This is a genomic window from Capnocytophaga sp. oral taxon 338 str. F0234 (assembly GCF_000192225.1).
Taxonomy (GTDB): Bacteria; Bacteroidota; Bacteroidia; order Flavobacteriales; family Flavobacteriaceae; genus Capnocytophaga.
Window position 1 is genome coordinate 807,954 of record NZ_GL872413.1, and the last position, 17,716, is coordinate 825,669.

A 17,716-nucleotide genomic window follows, 5' to 3' on the forward strand; every position below is an offset into this window, starting at 1 on the left:
TAATTTATAAATTATTTAAGTAAATTGTATCCTTTTTGTAGGGAGAGTCTTACAAAAAATAGGATAGTACAGAGTAACAGTAGCCAAATGTAATAAGTCTGAGTAATCATATTTGAGTAATCCACATTGACATCCAACAGTTTGATAAGTAATAATACTTGTGCTCCATAAGGGATTATTCCTTGTAAAATACAAGAAGAAATATCCAAAATGGAAGCTGTTTGTATAGGAGAAATGCCATATTTTTCACTAATATTCTTTGCCACGGGAGCACTAATAACAATAGACACGGTATTATTGGCTACAGCAGCATCAATGAGTGCTACTAAGAAACCTATTCCTGCAATAGCCCGTCCTTTGGTATTGATGAATTTTCCTATTTTTTGAGTAAGGAAGGAAATACCTCCCTCTCTTTCTATCATAGAAGCCAAACCTCCTGTAAAAAGAAATACTAAAAAGATATCATTCATAGAGGAAAAACCTTCATAGATAGTTTTACAATATTCTAAAAATCCAAAGGAACCATACCAGAATCCCAATATACCAGAAATAAAAGTACCGATGAGAAAGGTAACATATACATTGAGCCCTATTATGGCAAGTACAATAACGGTAATATATGGAAGTAAGTTTAACCACTGAATCTGAGTTTCCCCGTTACTTAAAAAGTGACCACTGGGATGAAGTGAAACTCCTATAATAATCAAGATTAAGATGGTGAGCAGGGAAGCAGGAAGAGCAATCTTTCCGTTCATACGGAACTTATCTTTCATTTCACAGCCTTGTGACTGGGTGGATGCAATAGTAGTATCTGAGATAAAAGAAAGGTTATCTCCGAACATAGCACCTCCTAAAAGTGCTCCTGCAATAAGTTCTACATTAACATTAGGTAAGGCAACAAAGCCTGCTGCGATAGGGGCTAAGCTCACTACTGCTCCTACGGATGTTCCTGAAGCAAAAGAAAGAAAAGAGGCAATTACAAATACACCTACATATAGGTATTGTAAAGAGAGATAGTTCTTAGTAATTTCTACAAAGGTTTCTGTAGCTCCAATATGTTTGGTAACTACACTAAAAGCCCCTGATAGTAGTGCTATGAGGCACATCATTAGAATGCTGTGATTTCCACACCCCTTGATAAAATTATTGACGTTTTGACCAATACCATTACGACGAAAAATGAAAAAAGCTACAATAATTCCTACCAATACGGCAATAGGAGCAGGAAATTCATAGAAACTTCCATACTGGACACCGCTCCACAAGAAAACAGCTACAAAAGTAATTAAGGGCAACAGTGCAATTCCATTTGCTTTTTTATCAACAGATAACATTATAAAATAATATTTTACAAACTAAGCTGCAAAGATAGAAAAAAAATCGTAATAGTGTTCATAAAATATATTTATTTTTTAATAGGGACTAAAAGATCGCTTTCTTTTTCTATAGGAATATCTGTATATTCTAAGATCCATCCCATAGAATGGGTAAGAATAAAAATCTTGGAAAGCTCTGTAAGCAAACGATTTTGAGCATTACTACGAAAAGAGGACTGCTCTATTTTTCTGGAAATAAGTTCTATTACTCGTTTATGGATTTTATTATGGTCTTCAGCGGTAAAGGGATTGAAGGAACTCTCCTCTATGTCATAGTATTGTATCTTGGGATATATCTTGAGTTCCTCTTTGGGAATATAGAGTAGGCGAACTACCTTATGAGGCTCATCTATTTCATAGCGAAGCTGATGTAGGTCATAGGAGATAGTAGCCTCTGCATTAATCACCACGAGAGCTTTTTTGTCAAAAGAAATCCAGTTATTAAGATATTTTTTAGCATCTTGATAGGTTAGTATTTCTGAAAAATAACCTTCGGTAACAACCAATTTACCAACATTTTTTATTTCTTGCTCAATAAGGGTGGTATTCTCTGAGAGCTTGCTATGGTCTTCTTCTTTCTTAAAGAAATATTGCCACAAAAGCACTACAATAACCCCAAGAAGAAGCCCTAATAATAGTTTTTTCATGGATTATAATTGTCTTTTTTTAGGTGCAAAAGTATAAAATAATATTAATCTTCACAAACTATAATCATTGATATTAATGTTTGATTTTTTCCTTATGCCATTAATCATTCATTGTCTCCTTTTGTAGTTTTAGGGAATTTGTCATTTATCATTAGGTAAGGGTATTTTTCCTGTAAAACCTTTATTTTCTGTTGGAGGTTTGCTTGAAATTGGCGATATTTTTCTCCTTCAGGATTAAAAGGGCGATGTGCTAAAGCTCTCTGAATATTTGCTACTTCTTGCATAAGGGACTGGGTAGAAGAAGTAAAGAATGTCTCGGCGAATCGTTCCCAAATGTATTGTATGGCTTGTTCATTTGGATGAAGCATATCTTCCTTGTAGAACCTATAATCCCGAAGTTCATCCATTAGGATTTCATAAGAAGGGAAGTAAAGGAGATTTCCTGATTTGTTCTTCCCTCCAGTTCCTAAAAGTTCATGTATTGCACAGATAAGCAAGGATTTGCTTAGCAGATTTTCCTGAGCCCCATCTTTGAGATGCCTTACTGGAGAAACCGTAAAAATGATTCTTATATTGGGCTGTTTTTCTTGTACCAATTGCACGATATGCTTGAGAGAAGCTCTTATTTTTGATAGAGAAAGTAAATGTTTTTTGAAAATGATCTGAGGTTGTTTATGACAGTTAGCCACAATAGTTCCTGTAGGCAAATGTTCATATACCCATGCGGTACCCAGCGTAATGATTAAAAAGGAAGCTTCTGTAAGAGCTTTGCTAAAATCAATCAATGAAGTGTTTAGCTGACTTAGTAGAGTAGGGAGGGAGGAGCTTGCCCACTGGGAATGCAGATCAAAGGACAGCCATAGGTCGTCCTGAAGAAAGAAATCTGCCTCAGTAAAGGGCTGTTCCAAACATGTCCGTTGAAGGCTTTTTTCAATGGAGAGAGGGTGAAAGAGTGTTCCAAAAGGATTTTTAAAAGAAGGAAACTTATAATAGTCAAGCCTCTCTTGTAAATGGGAAGCAAAGCATGAGCCTATACTTATAATGGAATCAGTATAGGAAATTTTGAAAGAATCCGCCACCGAGGGAATGTGTATTTTAGTGATAAAATCCATAAGTATTTAGTTCCTTGAAGAGTTGTTCATTTTTTAAGTTATCAGTTCACTGATTTTCTGATAAGTAAATTACCTAGTTGGCTTATTAGCAATATTGTTCATATCCTTTTTTAAGGAGTTCCTTGACTTGCTTAGCTAAGGAGGAAGGTGCTTGCACCTTTACATACTGGCTACGAGAACATATTTCCATTACAAAATCATAAGTGGGAATGAGCCTCAAGCGAATACGAACTTCCTGCTCATTATCTTCTAAGATTTCTTGAGAAGGATGCAAAGGTAAAGTTTTGATGTACTGTCCCTGTTCATGGTTAAAAGAGAGAATAATCTCTTGTGGCTTCTCCTCTGTAGTAATAGATATGCCAAAAGTATTGCGAAAGAGAGATTCAAAATCTACCTCTCTTCGTTTTACAGGGAGGTACAGAATCTCTAAATTGGAGATACGGTCTAAGCCAAAACTCTTGAGTTGCTTACCATCCTCATAATCCTCTCCGATTAGGTACCAACGGCGTTTGTATTCCTTGATCGCATAAGGGATTACCTTACGCAAGTGAGGGGTTCCCTCCCAGAACTTCGTGTAATTGAAACTGACTACTACACTTTCCTGTATTGCCTCAATGATATCCTCCAAGAATCGCAGGGAGCTATACTGTTGTCGTTCGAAAAGGAGAATATTAGAAAGTTCCTTGCTGCGGCGATAAGCGTCCATAAGTAGGAGATTGTCAAAGAACGCATATTTGTTAGCAAAGTCATTCTCTTCCAAGTGCCATTTCTTATTCTCGAAAACAATCTCCACCTCAAAGAGTGACTCCAAGAGACGTCGGTCACGCTGGAAAGTTTTCTCACTAAAGCGAAAGGACTCATTTTGCAAACGTCCTGCATCATATTCGTTCTCATGGATATTCTTCAGGCGACTTTTAAGTTCCTCATAGGTAAGCCCTCCACTTTCCTTGAATTTCTCTAACTCTTTGATGATACGAACCAAACGAAATATTTGTTCTGTTTTTGCCATTTGTTTTTAGTTTTGTGCAAAGATAAGATATTAAGTGGACAAACTACGACCAAGTAAGTGAAAAGTTTAGAGTGAAAAATTTCTTCTATCCATACCTACAACGGAGGAATCAACTCAAAACTTCTAAAGTTCTCCAATAAGTGTTCTATATTTTCCTTGCCTACAGGGTTTTGACTGTGCACTTTATAATCGGGCAGGGGAAGCTGGTGTGCTATGCAGTACTCTACTAAGTACTTAGCACAGTCATAGCCCGAGAATTCTTCCCCTAAATCGTGGTCAAAGGAAATAAAATCAGGTAAGCCTTTTCTCTCAAGATAGGCCACAAACTCCTGGTAGCTATATACACGGTCAAAACCCTCTGGGGTAGGGCGAAGGTCATCTAAATAAAGCATAGTCATTAATGGTTAATTCCTCATTTTTCGCTGCAAAGGTAGGATGCTAAAAGGACAAACTATGACCTGATAATTGTTAATTCTCTGTTTTTGGTGCAAAGATATACACGAAGCTGGACAAGTTATGACCATATGTAATATTTTTTATTCAAAATATCCCCACTTTTCTCAGGAGTGGGGAGGTTTGTAGTTTTATTGTTCGGAGGCTTCATTTATTTTTTTGAAGAGCGCTACAATTTCTGGTTTGTTAGTGTATTTCTGAAGTATTTTTGTAAGTTTCTCAACTACTTCATATTTTGAGAAACCTGACTCTATAAATTTGCCTACTCCTGAAGAGAAAGAATTATTCTTTAATTTCATAATATAATCTGTGCTATCTTCAACCCATTCAAAGTCTTCAGAGAAAGATTCAAGAAAAATGGACTTATATTGTTCTTTTTTACTACCAAAATCTCTTTTCCAAAGACAAAATCCTTTATTATAATAAGGATAATACAAGAAAATTAGATCCTTGTTTTATAGTACATTTATCTCAAATATCTTTGTTTTAAAAATTTGCGATAAATATACAAAATTTTTATGACATGTATTTCCTTTTTGTCTATAAAATTCTATGGAGTTACTTTCCTGCCCTTTTTCGCTACAAAGATAATAACTGGACAAACTACGACCATTCTAAAAATAGTAGTGAATAATTAATATCTAATACAACTGTTTTATTTAGAATAGATTGAAAAAAAATGAATAAAAAATAATTAAAAGTCAGTAATTTTATTTTTTTCTTGTAAAATATTAGTTATATTTGCAAAGTGTTTAAAACTGTAATAATGAAAGGAGAAACAACAAAGTATCCCGATTATTTGTTTGAAATTAGTTGGGAAGTATGCAACAAGATAGGAGGCATACACACAGTATTAGCAACACGGGCAGCATTACTCAAGGAGAAATTAGCGGATAGGTATATTACCATAGGAGCTGACTTGTGGTTGCATAAGGAAAATCCTGAATTTATAGAGGATGAAACCCTATTTCCTTCATGGTTAAACCGTTCTAAGCAAGAAGGATTACGGGTACGTACAGGATATTGGAATATAAAAGGAAAGCCAATCACCATTCTGGTGGATTTTTCTCATTATATTAATGAAAAGAATGATATACTCACCTATTACTGGAACACTCAAAAGGTGGATTCCCTTGATGCTTCATGGGACTATACAGAGTATGTGCTCTTTGGCTATGCGGTAGGGAAAGTATTGGAGAGCTTTGTGAATTTTCAAGTAGGAGCACGGGAACGTGCAATTGCCCATTTCCATGAATGGATGAGTGGAGCAGGAGCCCTTTATGTAAAAAATGAGCTTCCTCATGTAGGAACTATCTTTACCACTCATGCTACCGTGCTGGGACGTAGTATAGCAGGAAATGGTTGGGCTTTGTATAATTATTTGGAAAGCTATAATCCTAAAGAACTCGCTTATCGTTTTTCAGTACAGCATAAGCACTTTTTGGAGGCTAAGATAGCGCAACAGGTGGATATCTTCACCACGGTAAGTGATATTACAGCTCGCGAATGTACACACTTCTTAGAACGTACACCGGAGGTCATTACTCCTAATGGTTTTGATGAATCTTACCTTATGGATAGAACCAGTTTTCTTGGTAAGCATAAAAGAGCAACGACTAAACTCTTGGAAGTAGCCCAAAAGTATACTGGGGAAACTTTTGAAGAAAAACCTTTCTTTGTGGGAATTAGTGGTCGTAATGAGTTCAGAAACAAAGGTATAGATGTCTTTATTGCGGCACTTGAGCATATTAACCAAGACCCTTCCTTTAACAGAGAAGTGGTAGCTTTTATTCTTATTCCTTCAGAACATGAAGGGGTACATCCCTCAGTGCCTTCACATACCACTCATCAGATAAAGGATATTTCTCAGAATGCAATTCTCTCTAAGATAAAGGAATCGCAGCTCTTTAACCAAAAGCAAGATAAGGTGAAGGTTCTCTATTGTCCTTGTTATCTGTTGGGTAATGATGGCGTATTTGATCTACCTTATTATGACCTGCTTACAGGTTTTGATCTTACTGTATTTCCTTCCTATTATGAGCCTTGGGGATATACTCCTTTAGAAAGTTTATGCTTAGGAATTCCAACAGTTACAACTACTTTGGCAGGATTTGGTTCTTGGGCGAAAAGACATTTCCCTAATGAGGAACTTGCCATAAAGGTACTCTCCCGTGATGATAGTAATTATGAAGAAGTAGTTGAAGGGGTGGTAAAGCAGATAGAGAAAATAGCTCAACTTTCTCCTACTGCTTATGAATCGCTTTGGGAAGATGTACAACAGATAGGTAGAGCTGCCTTGTGGGAACATTTTATTACCTATTGTCAGGAAGCCTATACCCGTGTACTTACCAAGATGGAACCTCGTATGAAGGAGCTCCCCCTTACTGATACCGAGGCTTCCTTATACTGGGAACAGTCAAAGGAGGTCAATATACCTTATTGGCGTAGTGTGATTGTACATCGCTCTACCCCTGAAAAGCTCAGGGCTTTAGAGGAGCTTGCCAAAAACCTTTGGTGGTCTTGGAATGAAGAGGCAGAACAACTATTCAAGAGTATAGACCCTGAGAAATGGTACCGTGTACATAAGAATCCTATTATGCTTCTGGATACTATCTCAATGAGTGAATTCAGAGCTTTGGAAAATGATACACATTTCATGGCACGCCTAACACAGGTCTATGCAAACTTCCTTTCCTATATGGAAAAGAAAAAAGAAATGGGAAGTCCTTCTATTGCCTATTTTAGTATGGAATTCGGCTTACATTCTTCCCTTAAAATTTATTCAGGAGGGTTGGGTATCTTAGCAGGGGATTACCTAAAAGAAGCTAGTGATAAAGCAGTGAAAATTACAGGAGTAGGTTTGCTTTACCGTTATGGTTATTTTACTCAAAAAATATCTGCTTTTGGGAATCAAGAATCTGAATATGAAGCTCAGGATTTTACCAAAATTCCTGTAACTCCAGTTGCTGATGAACAAGGGAAGTGGGTACAGATATCCTTAGACCTACCAGGACGTACTCTTTATGCACGTGTGTGGCGGGCAGATGTAGGACGTATAGAACTCTATCTCTTGGATACGGATTTTGAGGATAATAACGAAGAAGACCGTACTATTACCCACCACCTTTATGGAGGAAATTGGGAAAACCGACTCAAACAGGAGATGCTCTTAGGCTTAGGAGGTATTAAGATGCTTAGAAAATTAGGCATTTCCTCCGATGTGTATCATTGTAATGAAGGACATGCAGCTTTGATAGGTCTGGAACGCTTAAACCGATTTATTAATGAATTTCATCTGTCCTTCTCTGAGGCAATTGAGGTGGTACGTGCTTCTTCCTTATTTACTACCCATACCCCTGTGCCAGCAGGACATGATGCCTTTGAGGAAACTATGCTTAGATCTTTTATAGGGGATTATGCTGAAAAACTTCATGTGGATTGGCAACAAATCTTAGCTCTTGGTAAGGTGGACGTACATGACCCTCAGGAAAAATTCTCTATGAGTTTCTTGGCTGCCAATCTCTCCCAAGAGATCAATGGAGTAAGTATGCTCCATGGAGAAGTCAGTCGGGATATATTTAAAAACCTATGGAAGGGATATTTCCCAGAAGAATTGCATATTAGCTATGTAACCAATGGAGTACATCGCCCTACATGGACTTCTCCTTTGTGGAAGGAAGTGGAACAGAAATATTTCAAGAAGGAGATAGGAGGAAGTTATTCTGCCTTTTCTTTTGAGGGTATTTATAATCTTCCTAATGAAAGAGTTGCTCAGATTAAGAATCAGCTTCGTACTAAGCTTGTTAATCGCATAAAGAGGAATCTGCAAGATAGCCGAAATGTTACTTACTTTACCCCTCGTGAAATAGTAGAAGTTTTTGATACCTTGCGGGATGATGTACTTACTATTGGCTTTGCCCGTCGTTTTGCTACCTATAAGCGGGCACATCTGCTCTTTACCGATTTGGATAAGTTGGATACAATTGTCAATAATCCAAAGCGCCCTGTACAGTTTATTTTTGCAGGGAAAGCACACCCGGCAGATAAGGCAGGGCAGGATCTCATTAAGCATATTGTGGAGATTTCCAAACAGCCTCGTTTCCTTGGAAAGATTATTTTCCTTTCCAACTATGATATGGACTTGGCACGTACCCTTATTCAAGGAGTAGATGTATGGATGAATACACCTACACGTCCGCAAGAGGCTTCAGGTACTAGTGGAGAAAAGGCAGCAATGAATGGAGTGATGCACTTTAGCGTATTGGACGGTTGGTGGGTAGAAGGGTATCGTGAAGATGCAGGTTGGGCACTCCCTCAAAAGCGTACTTATGAGAACCAGCTCTATCAAGATGAATTAGATGCAGAGCTTATCTATAACATTATAGAGGATCAAATAGCTCCGGCATTTTATAACAAGGATAGTAAGGGTGTTTCCATAGAATGGTGTAATTTTATCAAGAATACTATCGGAAAAGTAGCTCCTCATTTCACTACTTATCGTATGCTAAGTGATTATGAACGACAATATTATTTTCCTCAAGAGAAACGTTCTAAGCTTCTTAGAGCTAATAATTTTGAGAAAGCCATTGAACTTTCGCAATGGAAGAAGAAAATAAGTCAAGAGTGGGGAAATATTCGTGTAGAAAAAGTAGAGGCACCTAAGCATAACAACCAGCTCATCTCCTTAGGGAATACTTATGAAGCTACTATTGAGCTTTACTTAAGTGAACTTACGCCAGAGGATATAGGTCTGGAACTGGTAGTGGCACAGAAAGAAGAGGATCAAATGAAGATAGCTCAACTCATACAAGCTCAGCTTCTCTCTTTCTCAGGACGGGTAGCCACCTATAGGCTAACGGCGTCTACCGAGGATGCTGGCTTATTTATGATAGCTCTGCGCCTCTATCCTAAGCATGAGTTATTACCTCATCGTCAGGATTTTGCTTTAGTCAAATGGTTATAGTCTCATAAGGACTTATAAGGAAATTGCCAGCGAAGTAAGTGCTGGCAATTTTTGTATTTTTTAGGAATTTTGCGATGATAGATAGCCAATTTTTAACCTTTCTCATAAGTTATCAACAAATTGAAAAGTTATAATCATTGTTATTACTGTTTGTCTAAAAAATTGTAAATTAGCCGTTTGAAAGAATATGAGCTATTAATAGTATATTTTATTGATAGATAGATGTTTAAGTATAATTACTTATAAAAATGTTTTCAAGAAATGACGAACGATGGGAAGCGGTCTCCCGTTATGAGACTATCCTGAACGAACATAGTCCTATTTTTTTTGATAGCTATCAATATGAGGACATCATCCTCTATTATTTAGAAAACTGCAAATTTGCCAAAGCTAAGCAAGCTATAGAACTCGCTTTAGAACAACATCCTTCTGTTTCTGCCTTGCGCTTATTACAGGTGGAGATGCTTATCTATGAGGATAACTTGCAGCAAGCAGGGGATATCCTGGATGAAATTATTCACCAGGAACCCTATAATGCAGAGGTACATGTACAGAGAGCCAATCTTTATTCTAAGAAAAATAATCATTCAAAAGCGATAGAACTCCTTAAGTATGCTACTTCTCTTACAGAGGAAGTGGCTGATATCTACTCACTTATTGCTATGGAGTATGTGTATATGGAGGAGTATACCTTAGCTAAAAAGTACTTTAAAAAATGCTTAGATCAAGACCCTGAGGATTACTTCTCCTTGCAACAACTCTTACACTGTTTTGATTTTCTAAATGAAAATCAACAAGCAATACAATTTCTTACTGCCTATTTAGATAGGAATCCTTATTGTGAGGTAGCTTGGCATAACTTGGGGCGACAGTATGTAATGCAAAATAATCTGCAAGAAGCACTGAAAGCTTTTGATTATGCCATTATTAGTGATGATACTTTTACAGGAGCTTATTTTGAGAAAGGGAAAGTATTGGAGCGCCTTAAGGATTATAGGAAAGCAATTGAGAATTACAAAATAACTCTTTCCTTGGATGATCCTTCTTCCTTTGCTTACTTGCGTATTGCTATATGTTATGAGAAGTTAGGGGATAGTCTTATGGCGGAACAGTATTATTTTAAGGCAGTACATGAAGACCCTCAATCCAGCAAGGCATGGCTTGCCCTAGTGGACTATTATGCACGTGAGAATGATTATCAGAAGGCTGAAAAATATGTCTCTAAAGTACTACTCAATGAAGGAGATAACCCTTCTTTCTTGCGTCGTTGTGCTGAAATATATGCTTATGTGGGGCGTGGAGAGGAGGCAATACAAATCTATACTCAAGCTATGGATTTAGGGGACTATTCGCCAGAAATACGGAATGATTTAGCGGACTTACTGCTACAAGAGGGACATTATCAGCAAGCTATTATGTTGTCCCTTAGCACTCTGCAGCTATATCCTAAGGAGTTAAGTGCTTATTACCGTGCAGGGATTGCCTATTTTTTCTTATCAGAGGAAAAGGAAATGCTTTTTTATTTAACGACTGCTATTGAGAAAGCAAAGGAATGGTTGCCTTATTTTGATAAAAAATATCCGAAAATTTTCTTAGACAAACGTGTACAAAATATAGTAAAAAAGACGATAAATAGTTAGAGATGGAACATTTTCAAAGTTGGAGTGACCTTGTCAATCCTGAATTCTATATTAAGTTAGGAGGATATTGGTTGGTGTTATTTATTATTTTTGCAGAGACAGGTTTGTTTGTAGGTTTTTTCCTGCCAGGGGATAGCCTGCTCTTTATTTCAGGAATTTATGCTGTACCTATGGTGAAGGATACTTTTGGAATTACAGGAAGCGACCTTTTGGACACTACTATTATAGCCTCTTCTATATCCTTAGCGGCAATTACAGGAAACATGGTCAGTTACTGGTTTGGTAGGCGGAGTGGTCACGGATTGTATGAACGTAAGGATTCATTCTTCTTTAAGAGAGAATATCTCTTAAGGGCACATGTTTTCTATGAAAAACATGGAGCGGTGGCTGTAATTGCTGCGCGTTTCTTGCCTATTGTACGTACTTTCGCCCCTATTGTAGCAGGTATTGTAGGGATGAGACGAGGAAAGTTCATGATTTATAATATTATAGGTGCCGTAGGATGGTCTTTTTCCCTTGTCTTTATAGGGCATTATTTGGATAAACTTTTCATTGATCAGTTTGGAATAGACCTCAAAAAACATTTGGAACTTATTGTACTTTTTATTGTATTGATTACCACAGCACCCATCCTTATTAAGCTTTTTATGCCTTCAAAAGAGGGAAAAGGTGAATAGAGAGAAGAAAAAAGATATAAAATAAAGAGGCTATCCCTTTTCGGACAGCCTCTTTTTAGACTTATTGTTCAACAGTTTCTTTGACTCGCTTAGGAGATAAATGGTAATGTCGTAACTTGTGTTCTTTCTGCCTTGCACTACTAAAGCAGGATACTCGCTTGAGGTAACCAATAACCCGTGTGGCGTGGTCTACATTTTTGCTATGGCACTCAGGACATTCAAAGAGTGTACGCTTATCTATATGGTTACATTCATTACAGATAGTAATACGAATATTAAAACAGAAATAGTTACAACCTGCTAGCGCAGTAGCATTGAGTAATCTTAAGAAACCTTCTTTGTTAGGAGTTTCTTCCAAATTCAAGTGTAGGGCAGAGCCCCCGTCCAAGTATTGGATGATTTCTTTTCCGTGGAGTATGATTTTATCTAATACATTTACCTGTTCATCTTCTACGGCATAGAAGTATGAGTTATAACATTCACGAGGAGAAAATAAGCCATCTTTCTTGTCCCACAAAGCATTTTTTACCCCTAAGTTCTCTGCAGGAACGAATTCCGTATTGAACATATAGCCATACTCTTTGCGTGCTTTTCTATTTTCATCATAGATGATTTTAAGATAGTGGCTTACAAAATCCTTATATTGTGGGTTATTACTTGGGGAAATATCCAAATACTCAGCAGCTTCCACCATACCGTTAATACCAATGGTAAGGAACTGTTTATCTAGGGAAATAAAGCCTGCATCATATACAGGAAGCAAACCTCCATCTTTGTATTCTTCTATAAGTTTACGGAAGGCTACTTGATATTTGTGTATCTTGCGTACTTCTTCCGCAAGATTGCGTTTTTGTTGCACCAAGCGATTCATATTTAGGGTAATCACATTGATAGAACCTGTAGCTACCCCTCCAGCTCCTAAGGAATAACTGAAAGTATGATCACTAATTTCATTACGCAAGCGACAACAAGAGGCAAGACTATCAGCACTCTCGGATTGGTAGATGAAGAAGGAGTTCCCTTCACTAAGTTCTTCTGCACACATGTTGGCAAAATCACTATCCACAGGCTTACCTTTAGCGGTGAGCATCGCTGCTGTTACCACAGGGAAAGTAAGGATCGCTTTGAGACGCTCTGCATTGAACCATTTAAGGAAGAAATACTGGAGCTTGAAAAGGCGGTCAAAGGATGGGCGGGTCATATCTGGAAATACGAAATCTCCAAACATGCTGTTGAAATAGGGCTCATCATAAAGAGAGATATTCCAGAATACAGATTGGTACCCCCTAGCGGCTGCAGGTTGGTTAATAGCATATATTACATGTTGGAGGTGATTCTCAATAATCTTAGAGTGAGTTTCAAGGTAGTCATCTCCATAGTCCTGAGCAGCAAAGTAATCAAAATATAGCAGAAACTCCACCGTAGCCAAGGCTCCTGCAAACTGTGAGCTAATGGCAAAAACCAAATTGACAAACTCTCCACAGAAACTCTCTAAGTGTTTGGGAGCACGACTTTCTCCTCCAAGTTTTAGAAGTCCATCTAATAGGAAGGGATACATGCTGATAGAGACACAGTAAGGCTTAAGGGAAGTCTCATCATGTACATAAATCTCATGGGATTCTATCTGTCGGATGTATTCCTTGGCAAGTTCTTCTCCAAAGAGTGTTTCAATTTTACGGCGTACTAACTCACGATTGATTTGGATATTGATATCCTTGTTTATTTCAGCCTCCATAGTAGCGATATTCTTGCTCGTTACATTGGCATTGGCATCTACCTGTGAAGCGGAAGCCGCATTACTTGCTTGCAGATACTGTGCGATGAAGTCAATCTTCTGCTGGATTTGATTTTGTGTAAGTCTAATCATAAGAGTTCTATTTATATATTATGGTATAATTATTTATTTTTGAAAAAGATGATTTAGGAGTTCCCCGGTCTGTACCTCTACAAAACGCTGGTTCGTAGTTTTTTCCTTAAGTCCCCCGAGTTCTTCCCTCCATCTTCCTGTTTTAATCCAAGTCAGTTCTTCTCTGATGAATGGAGAAACTTCCTCATCATTCAATCCTGTATATAAGCAGGTATAGAGCCCATAGGTATGAGCGATTTGTAATTTGTGGATAAGATCCTCCTCTTCCCATTCTCCCCCCATGAAAAGGACACAAGAAATCATACTTTTATAACGCTCAATATGATGGACAAATGTCTCATCTGTAAGAGGAGTTCCCATTCCCTTTTTCCATAAAAAGGGGGAATGACAGCCCTTGCAGCGTAGGGGACAACCTGTAATGCTAAAGCATAAACTGATTTGTCCGGGGACTTCTTGTAGAACTATTTGTAGGTCAGAATAGTGTATCATCTCTATTTTTTCTTTTGTGGTTTAGCAAAGTTAAGGAGAAATGAGGTGAGTTTTCCACAAAAAAGGATAAGTTATTAACTCAGTTATCAACAAGTGAACTTGTTGATAACAAAAGGAAAAGCGATTTCTCTACTTTTAAGTAGAGCAAAAAGCAAGTAAATAGATATTATTTGAAAAGATATTATAATAGTATTTTATATTTAGTTTTAATGATTATTTAGAATTAATCGTTATTCTTTAATTTTGAATGAGTTATGAAAAAATTTGACTTTTTAACATATAGAACAGAAAAAAATAGTATTTTATGTTACTTATATAAGAAAAAAATCGTAATTTTGGGCTCGCTAATCAAAATATCATAAGGGATATGAACTTTAAAAAATTATTCTTGTGGCTATTCCTTGCTACTACAACAATGGCTTTTGCGCAACAGACCGTCTCTGGGAGCGTAAAAGACAGTACAGGGAAGCCTGTGGCAGGTGCTACCATAATTGTGGTAGGAACTAGCCGAAATGCAACCACTAACTCCGACGGGGTATATTCCATTGAAGCACAGGCTGAGGAAACATTGCAATTTGCCGCTCAGGGGTATCAAAATGTACAAAAGAAAGTAGGACTTGAAACAACCATTAATGTAACCCTTGCACTAAACACTGAAGATGCTAAAAAAGTAGGGGCGCTTGGAGTAGAACGTGATGCCAATGCTACAGGGTATACTGATACTACCTTGGAAGGTGGAGAAGACCTTAAAGGAAAAACAGCAGGACTTACCGCTGCATCCACTGGAGGAATGCAAGGATCAAAAATGGAACTTCGCGGTAAAGGAAGTGTTACCGGGAGTAACCAACCTTTGATTGTCATTGATGGAGTCCCTATGGTGGATATGGGAACTAAGTATGGGGATTCTGCCAGTGAAATTAACAAAGATGACATAGAATCTGTAACTGTACTTACCGGAGGTGCTGCGACAGCCCTTTATGGAAGTCGTGGAGGAAATGGAGTCATCCTCTATACTACCAAATCTGGTAAAGGAGGAAAAACCAATATTGATATCAACTCTTCCATAACTTTTGACAATGCTTATATTTCTCCTAAATTGCAAAATGAATATGGAGGAGGTTCTAGCTTGGATTTTACAAGACAACTTATTAATGGAAAAACTTATAACCTTCCTCAGTATGAGGTAGATGAAAGTTGGGGGCCTAAGTACGATGGCACCCCTTATTTACCTTGGTATGCTTTTGATGAAAAATATCTTAAAGAACATTACCTTAAGGAAGTACCTTGGCAGGCTCCTAAGAATGATGTAGATAAGTTCTTCAGAACAGGGATGAGTATTAATAACTCTGCTTCTATTACACGTTCTATTTCAGGTACGAACTTGCGTTTCTCTTTAGGAAATACAGAAACTACAGGAATCGTACCCACTACCAAATTACAACGTACTAGCCTTGCCTTTAGCTTTACCTCTGACTTATCTAAGAAATTGAAAGCAGAAGGAGGACTTAACTATGCTATTACTGTTCGTGATAATCCAAACTATACTTATGCTGATGCCAATGATAATGGTGGTTTCTCTACAGTACTTTATGGTTATACACACCGACAGTTGGATATGAAGAACTTGGAACGTTTTTACAAGTCGCCTGATGGGAAACAACGTACTTGGAACAGAACTAGTTGGGAAAATCCTACCCCTAACTTTGCCGATAACCTTTACTGGATGCTTAATGAGATTACTCAGAATGATAAGCGTCACCGTTTCTTTGGTAATATTGGTCTTACTTATAATTTTACAGATGAATTATTCTTGGTAGGTAAAATGTATGGAGATATCTATGCACTTACTACAGAATCAAGAACGGCTGTAGGTTCTCATGATACTTCTCAATATCAAAGGTACATCTATGAAAATTCATCCTTTAACTATGAAACACGTTTGCATTATAATCCTAAACTCGGTGACAACTTCACCCTTACAGGATTCATAGGAGCGGCACGTGCTCAGAACAAATATGATTATGCAGGTGCCGCTACTCAGGGAGGGTTGATTGTCCCTAACTACTATTCGGCTGCCAATAGTAAAAAAAGACCTAAAGGAGAAACTTACTCCTCATGGACACGTACCAATAGTGTCTATGGAATGGCTTCTTTCGGTTATAAGGGAACTGCTTTTGTGGAAGTTACCGGACGTAATGACTGGTTCTCTACTGTATCTACTTCTATTTTCTATCCTTCTGTAACAGCCACTTATGTATTTACCAATTCTTTTAAGAATTTGCCTTCTTGGTTGAGCTATGGTAAGTTGCGTGCAGGTTGGGCACAGGTAGGAAACGATGCTTCCGCCTATGTACTTAAGACCTATCCAGATGTTCAACAATCATTCAAAGGAGCACAAAGTTACTTGGTGCCTAACGAACAAAATAATCCTGACTTGCGTCCTGAAATTAAGGAAACCAAAGAAGCTGGAGTGGATTTACAATTCTTTAACAGTCGCCTCTCTATAGGATTCTCTTATTATGATATCCTTTCCAAAGACCTTATCCTTTCCATGCCAGTGGATGCGGCTAACGGATATACTTACAAAAAGGTAAATAGTGGAGAAATGTCCAATAAAGGATTTGAAATTACCCTTTCTGCAACGCCTGTGCAGACCGATAAGTTTAGTTGGTCTATTGATTGGAACCTTTCTAGGAACAGAAACAAACTCTTGAAGTTAGCCCCTGGATTAACCCGTTATAAGGTTACTTGGGAATATTATGGAAATGTGGAACTATATGCGGTAGAAGGTCGTCCTTTTGGGGAAATCTACGGAGGTAATTATGTATATGATGACAATGGAAATCGTTTGGTGGATGAAAATGGTTTCTATCTTCGTTCAGCTAAAAAAGAAGTATTAGGGAATATCAACCCAGATTATACTACAGGACTTACCAATACTCTTACCTATGGGAACCTAACCTTATCCTTTACTTTTGATTACTCAAAAGGAGGTAGCTATTATGCAGGTCCTTATGCTTTGGGTATGTATGCAGGTACCATCCGTGAAACAGTTGACGGTGGTATACGTGAGAGAGATCCCCGTGGTCCTAATGGACAAAAAGGATTGCTCCTTCCAGGAGTGTTCGCCCCAGGAACTCCTAATGCAGGAAAACCTAATGATAAACGAATTAGTCCTAAAGCGTATGGTAGTACCTTCTACAAAGGGATAGATGCGCCTGCCGTATTTGATGCTACTTTCCTAAAACTCAGAAGTGTATCTCTTACTTATGAGGTGCCTCTACCTGATAACAAACGTATCAAAGGTTTGAACTTTACCCTTTCAGGTTATAACCTCTGGACTACTGCTTTGGCGTGGGATGGTATGGATCCTGAAAGTGCTATCTACAATCAAGGAATGGGAAATTCCTCCTTACCTACTATCAGAAGTTTTGGACTTAGTGTAGGATTAAAATTATAAACTATAAACTAAAATCAGATCAA

12 protein-coding genes are annotated in these 17,716 nt (G+C 37.7%); 4 read left to right on the plus strand and 8 right to left on the minus strand.

Annotated features, from left to right (window positions below):
* Positions 1 to 11: 11 nt before the first annotated feature.
* The 6 genes from HMPREF9071_RS03790 to HMPREF9071_RS12215 form a co-directional block, all read right to left on the minus strand.
* Positions 12 to 1,334 carry a Na+/H+ antiporter NhaC family protein gene (locus HMPREF9071_RS03790; protein ID WP_009745250.1) on the minus strand — a complete coding sequence of 441 codons (1,323 nt, stop codon included), beginning with the start codon at positions 1,332 to 1,334 and terminating at the stop codon, positions 12 to 14.
* Between the two features lie 71 nt (positions 1,335 to 1,405).
* Positions 1,406 to 2,023: a DUF4230 domain-containing protein gene (locus HMPREF9071_RS03795; RefSeq protein WP_009745251.1), complete on the minus strand. Its 618-nt coding sequence runs from the start codon at positions 2,021 to 2,023 to the stop codon at positions 1,406 to 1,408.
* Positions 2,024 to 2,127: 104 nt separating this feature from the next.
* The gene (locus HMPREF9071_RS03800) at positions 2,128 to 3,135 is read right to left on the minus strand and encodes a GSCFA domain-containing protein (protein ID WP_009745252.1); all 1,008 of its coding nucleotides are present in this window, start codon (positions 3,133 to 3,135) and stop codon (positions 2,128 to 2,130) included.
* An 85-nt stretch (positions 3,136 to 3,220) separates the two neighbouring features.
* Positions 3,221 to 4,144, minus strand: a complete 924-nt coding sequence (locus HMPREF9071_RS03805; RefSeq protein ID WP_009745253.1) for a YafY family protein — start codon at positions 4,142 to 4,144, stop codon at positions 3,221 to 3,223.
* A 95-nt stretch (positions 4,145 to 4,239) separates the two neighbouring features.
* The gene (locus HMPREF9071_RS03810; protein WP_009745254.1) at positions 4,240 to 4,542 is read right to left on the minus strand and encodes a cyclic-phosphate processing receiver domain-containing protein; all 303 of its coding nucleotides are present in this window, start codon (positions 4,540 to 4,542) and stop codon (positions 4,240 to 4,242) included.
* 186 nt (positions 4,543 to 4,728) lie between these two features.
* The gene (locus HMPREF9071_RS12215; protein WP_162859668.1) at positions 4,729 to 4,896 is read right to left on the minus strand and encodes a hypothetical protein; all 168 of its coding nucleotides are present in this window, start codon (positions 4,894 to 4,896) and stop codon (positions 4,729 to 4,731) included.
* A 467-nt stretch (positions 4,897 to 5,363) separates the two neighbouring features.
* Here HMPREF9071_RS12215 and glgP point away from each other — a divergent pair, with 467 nt between their 5' ends.
* From glgP to HMPREF9071_RS03830, 3 genes are all read left to right on the plus strand, one after another.
* Positions 5,364 to 9,560: an alpha-glucan family phosphorylase gene (glgP, locus tag HMPREF9071_RS03820; protein ID WP_009745256.1), complete on the plus strand. Its 4,197-nt coding sequence runs from the start codon at positions 5,364 to 5,366 to the stop codon at positions 9,558 to 9,560.
* A gap of 248 nt (positions 9,561 to 9,808) precedes the next feature.
* A complete protein-coding gene (locus HMPREF9071_RS03825) occupies positions 9,809 to 11,200 on the plus strand; it encodes a lipopolysaccharide assembly protein LapB (RefSeq protein WP_009745258.1) in 1,392 nt (463 codons plus the stop codon).
* A 2-nt stretch (positions 11,201 to 11,202) separates the two neighbouring features.
* Positions 11,203 to 11,877, plus strand: coding sequence for a DedA family protein (locus HMPREF9071_RS03830; RefSeq protein ID WP_009745259.1), 675 nt, complete (start codon positions 11,203 to 11,205; stop codon positions 11,875 to 11,877).
* Positions 11,878 to 11,938: 61 nt separating this feature from the next.
* On the opposite strand, the gene nrdD is transcribed toward HMPREF9071_RS03830, so the two are convergent.
* Together nrdD and nrdG are read right to left on the minus strand one after the other, a co-directional pair.
* A complete protein-coding gene (gene nrdD, locus HMPREF9071_RS03835; protein WP_009745260.1) occupies positions 11,939 to 13,744 on the minus strand; it encodes an anaerobic ribonucleoside-triphosphate reductase in 1,806 nt (601 codons plus the stop codon).
* Positions 13,745 to 13,777: 33 nt separating this feature from the next.
* Complete coding sequence (gene nrdG / locus HMPREF9071_RS03840; RefSeq protein WP_009745261.1) at positions 13,778 to 14,233, minus strand: anaerobic ribonucleoside-triphosphate reductase activating protein; 456 nt, start codon at positions 14,231 to 14,233, stop codon at positions 13,778 to 13,780.
* 367 nt (positions 14,234 to 14,600) lie between these two features.
* Between nrdG and HMPREF9071_RS03845 the strand changes: the two genes are divergently transcribed.
* Positions 14,601 to 17,693, plus strand: coding sequence for a SusC/RagA family TonB-linked outer membrane protein (locus HMPREF9071_RS03845; RefSeq protein WP_009745262.1), 3,093 nt, complete (start codon positions 14,601 to 14,603; stop codon positions 17,691 to 17,693).
* Positions 17,694 to 17,716: the final 23 nt, after the last annotated feature.